Genomic DNA, 4,456 nt, shown 5'->3' on the forward strand with positions numbered 1-4,456 from the left:
GCATCCACAGTCCGCCCCCGCCGGCCAACCAGATCATCCACGTCACGTTGAGCAAGCCGGCGGTGGGCGTGAAGTCCATGGACGCGATCTGGGTCTTCGGGCGCCTGCACCTGGCCAGCAGCAGCACCGACATGGGCAAGTCGGGCTACCACATGGACGCCCAGATGACCTCGGCCTACCAGTCCACGCGCTGAGCGCGCGTCGGACGACAAAGAAAAAACGCCCCGCAACGGATGCTGCGGGGCGTTCTTCATGGTCTTGGCGGAGGGAGCGGGATTCGAACCCGCGGTGGGCTATTAACCCACACACGCTTTCCAGGCGTGCGACTTAAACCGCTCATCCATCCCTCCGTGGGATAAGCCCATAATGATAGCGCATGAAAGTGGTGCGTGTCGCATGGGCTGCAAAAAAAACGTCAGACCCTGCGGCCGGGCAGGGGCCCGCCTGGCGCACGGAAAGTTGCCGCAAGGGGGTCACCGTTCGGCCCTACACTTCGCGCTTTCGCGTTTTGGGCTCGCCCGTTTCCCTTCAGGAGCCGCCATGCAAGGCTTTCACTTTCCGGTCGTCATCATCGACGAGGACTTCCGTTCCGAGAACACCTCCGGCCTGGGCATCCGTGCCCTGGCGGAAGCCATCGAAAAGGAGGGCTTCGAGGTGGTGGGCGTGACCAGCTATGGCGACCTGTCCCAGTTCGCTCAGCAGCAAAGCCGTGCCAGCGCCTTCATCCTGTCGATCGACGACGAGGAGTTCACGCCCGGGCCCGAGCTGGACCCCGCGGTGCTCAATCTGCGCAACTTCATCAGCGAGATCCGGTTTCGCAACGCGGACATCCCGATCTACCTGTACGGCGAGACGCGCACCTCGCAGCACATTCCGAACGACATCCTGCGCGAGCTGCACGGCTTCATTCACATGTTCGAGGACACGCCCGAGTTCGTGGCGCGTCACATCATCCGTGAGGCCAAGAGCTATCTGGACGGCCTGGCGCCGCCGTTCTTCCGGGCGCTGATGGATTACGCCCACGACGGCTCCTACTCCTGGCACTGCCCCGGGCACTCGGGCGGCGTGGCCTTCCTGAAGAGCCCGATCGGCCGCATGTTCCACCAGTTCTTCGGCGAGAACATGTTGCGCGCCGACGTCTGCAACGCGGTGGAGGAGCTGGGCCAGTTGCTGGACCACACCGGCCCGGTGGCCGCCAGCGAAAAGAACGCGGCCCGCATCTTCAATGCGGACCACTGCTTCTTCGTCACCAACGGCACGTCCACGTCCAACAAGATCGTCTGGCACCACACCGTGGCACCGGGCGACGTGGTGCTGGTGGACCGCAACTGCCACAAGTCCATCCTGCACAGCATCATCATGACCGGTGCGGTGCCGGTCTTCCTGACGCCCACGCGCAACCACTACGGCATCATCGGCCCCATCCCGGAGAGCGAGTTCAGCAAGGAGTCGATCCGCCGCAAGATCGCCCAGCACCCGCTGCTCAAGGGCGTGGACCCGGAGGCGGTTCAGCCCAAGATCCTGACCGTGACGCAGAGCACCTACGACGGCGTGCTCTACAACACCGAGTCGATCAAGGCGACTCTGGACGGCTGGGTGGACACCATCCACTTCGACGAGGCCTGGTTGCCGCACGCGGCCTTTCACAAGTTTTACGGCACCTTCCACGCCATGGGCAAGGGCCGCAAGCGCCCGCAGCAGGCCATGGTCTACGCCACGCAGTCCACCCACAAGCTGCTGGCCGGCATCAGCCAGGCCTCCCAGGTGCTGGTGCAGGACTCGCAGAGCGTCAAGCTGGACCGCTACCTCTTCAACGAGGCTTACCTGATGCACACCTCCACCTCGCCGCAGTACGCCATCATCGCGTCCTGCGACGTGGCGGCGGCCATGATGGAGCCGCCGGGCGGCACGGCCCTGGTGGAGGAGAGCCTGAAGGAGGCGCTGGACTTCCGCCGTGCGATGCGCAAGGTGGACGCCGAGTATGGCGAGGACTGGTGGTTCCAGGTCTGGGGGCCGGACCGCCTGGCCGACGAAGGCATCGGCCGCCAGGACGACTGGGTGCTCAAGGCCAATGAGACCTGGCACGGCTTCGGCAACCTGGCCGACGGCTTCAACATGCTGGACCCGATCAAGTCCACCATCATCACGCCGGGGCTGAACGTCTCGGGCGAGTTCGCGGCCAGCGGCATCCCAGCCTCCATCGTCACCAAGTTCCTGGCCGAGCACGGCGTGGTGGTCGAGAAGACGGGGCTGTACTCCTTCTTCATCATGTTCACCATCGGCATCACCAAGGGCCGCTGGAACACGCTGCTGACCGCGCTGCAGCAGTTCAAGGACGACTACGACCGCAACCAGCCGCTGTGGCGCGTGATGCCGGAGTTCTGCCAGGCCTTCCCGCGCTACGAGCGCATGGGCCTGCGCGACCTGTGCCAGAGCGTGCATGAGGCCTATGCTCAGGGCGACATCGCCCGCCTGACCACCGAGGTCTACCTGTCGGAGCTGGAGCCGGCCATGAAGCCCAGCGATGCCTACGCGCACATCGCGCACCGCAAGACCGAGCGGGTGGAGATTGACGACCTGGAAGGGCGGGTCACCACCGCGCTGCTGACGCCCTATTCCCCGGGCATTTCGTTGGTCATCCCGGGGGGAGCGGTTCAACCCGCAAGGTGGTGGACTATCTGCGCTTCACGCGCGACTTCAATGCCCAGTTCCCGGGCTTCGGCGCCGATGTGCATGGCCTGGTGTCCGAGGAGCAGGTGTCCGGCGCCCCCAAGCGCTACTTCGTCGACTGCGTGCGGGGCTGACCGGCGCCTGAGCCGCGCGGACGAAAAAAAGCCCTCGCCGGGGCGAGGGCTTCTTCAAGACGAGGGTCGGGGCCGATCAGGCCTCGTCCTCGGGCATGCCGCCCACCATGACGTGGCTGAAGCCGCCGTCCACGTAGGTGATCTCGCTGGTCATGCCGGCCGCCAGATCCGACAGAAGGAAGGCGGCCACGTTGCCGACGTCCTCGATCGTCACGTTGCGGCGCAGCGGGGCGTTGCGCGAGAAGATGTCCAGCAGCTTGCCGAAGCCCTTGATGCCCGAGGCCGCCAGGGTCTTGATCGGGCCGGCCGAAATGCCGTTGACCCGGATGCCCTTGGGGCCCAGGCTGGCGGCCAGGTAACGCACGCTGGCTTCCAGCGAGGCCTTGGCCAGGCCCATGGTGTTGTAGGCCGGCACGTAGCGCATGGCGCCCAGGTAGGATAGGGTCACCAGCGAGGCGTTGTCGCGCAGCGAGGGCAGGGCGGCCTTGGCCATGGCCGGGAAGCTGTAGGCCGAGATGTCGTGCGCGATGCGAAAGCCTTCGCGCGACAGGCCGTCGAGGAAGTCGCCCGCGATGGCTTCACGCGGGGCGAAGCCGATCGAGTGAACGAAACCGTCGAAGCCCTCGGGCCAGGCAGCCTTGAGGTCAGTGAACAGGCGCTCGATGGCGGCGTCATCGCCCACATCGCAGTCAAACACCAGTTTGGAATCGAATTCGGCAGCGAATTCAGTGATGCGGTCCTTGAAGCGTTCGCCGACGTAGCTGAAAGCCAGTTCGGCGCCTTCGCGATGGCAGGCCTTGGCGATGCCGTAGGCGATGGAGCGGTTCGAAAGCAGGCCTGTGATGAGCAGGCGCTTGCCGGCGAGGAATCCCATGCGGTCTCCGGAGTGTTGTGGTCCGGCGCGATTTTGACATGAGCAACTTGCTGTGACGAAGTGCGCTGGCTATAATTCGAACTTCGCTAGAATGCCGATAGCTGACGAGAAGTGGGCGGATTCATCTCTGCCCATTTTTTTTGCGTTGGTGTTTTGGCACCGAAACGCCATTGAAGCGGGAAAGGTATTCGCACCCTGATGAGCTGGAGCCAGGCCGTCGAGAAGACGGTGACAGGTTTGGGTTATGAACTCGTCGATGTCGAGAGATCGGCCGGCGGGTTGTTGCGCGTCTATATCGACCGTGTGCCCGGCAAGGTCTACCCCACGGGTGGGCAGGAGTTCGTGACGGTCGAGGACTGCGAGGTGGTGACCCGCCAGCTGCAGTACGTGCTGGAGGTCGAGAGCGTCGACTACGCCCGGCTTGAGGTCTCCTCGCCGGGGCTGGACCGTCCCCTGAAGACGGCCGAGCACTATGCCCGCTTCTCCGGGCAGCAGGTTCAGATCACGCTGAAGCTGCCTTTCCAGGGGCGCAAGAAATACGAAGGTTTGCTGCAGGCCGCCGAATCGGGCGAGGGCTGGCAGCTGGTGTTCCACGACGGCAAGGTCGACCAGGTCCTGGACTTCAGCCTGGACGAAGTGCGTGAAGCCCGGCTCGTGCCGGTGCTGGATTTCAAGGGCCGCCGCAACAAGGCCGCCCCCGCCGCCCAGCCCTCAACCCCGGGCGATGCAAGCGAATGAACAACCGATGGAGGTCAGGAAAAATGACCGCCAAATGCTG

At 64.5% G+C, this 4,456-nt stretch carries 3 protein-coding genes, 1 tRNA gene and 1 pseudogene; 3 read left to right on the plus strand and 2 right to left on the minus strand.

Translation table 11 applies throughout. The annotated features are described in order from the left end of the window. The coding region (locus I73_RS30275; RefSeq protein WP_022982899.1) for a DUF3299 domain-containing protein at positions 1 to 194 on the plus strand (194 nt) is incomplete at its 5' end. A 65-nt stretch (positions 195 to 259) separates the two neighbouring features. On the opposite strand, the gene I73_RS23725 is transcribed toward I73_RS30275, so the two are convergent. Then, positions 260 to 350, minus strand: a tRNA-Ser gene (locus tag I73_RS23725). Positions 351 to 540: 190 nt separating this feature from the next. On the opposite strand from I73_RS23725, the pseudogene I73_RS30280 reads away from it, so the two are divergent. Continuing rightward, a pseudogene (locus I73_RS30280) lies at positions 541 to 2,804 on the plus strand (Orn/Lys/Arg decarboxylase N-terminal domain-containing protein). Positions 2,805 to 2,880: 76 nt separating this feature from the next. Here the strand turns inward: I73_RS30280 and fabI are convergent. Beyond that, on the minus strand, positions 2,881 to 3,678 hold the full coding sequence (gene fabI / locus I73_RS23735) for an enoyl-ACP reductase FabI (RefSeq protein WP_022982900.1): 798 nt from the start codon (positions 3,676 to 3,678) through the stop codon (positions 2,881 to 2,883). A gap of 198 nt (positions 3,679 to 3,876) precedes the next feature. Here fabI and rimP point away from each other — a divergent pair, with 198 nt between their 5' ends. Then, positions 3,877 to 4,416, plus strand: coding sequence for a ribosome maturation factor RimP (gene rimP, locus I73_RS23740; RefSeq protein WP_022982901.1), 540 nt, complete (start codon positions 3,877 to 3,879; stop codon positions 4,414 to 4,416). The last annotated feature ends 40 nt before the right edge of the window (positions 4,417 to 4,456 follow it).

The organism is Ideonella sp. B508-1, assembly GCF_000333615.1.
In the GTDB taxonomy this organism is placed as follows: Bacteria; Pseudomonadota; Gammaproteobacteria; order Burkholderiales; family Burkholderiaceae_C; genus Ideonella.

Coding starts and splice junctions, on each gene's coding strand:
- fabI (WP_022982900.1), bottom strand. CDS start 3,678: ATGGGATTCCTCGCCGGCAAGCGCCTGCTCATCACAGGCCTGCTTTCG.
- rimP (WP_022982901.1), top strand. CDS start 3,877: ATGAGCTGGAGCCAGGCCGTCGAGAAGACGGTGACAGGTTTGGGTTAT.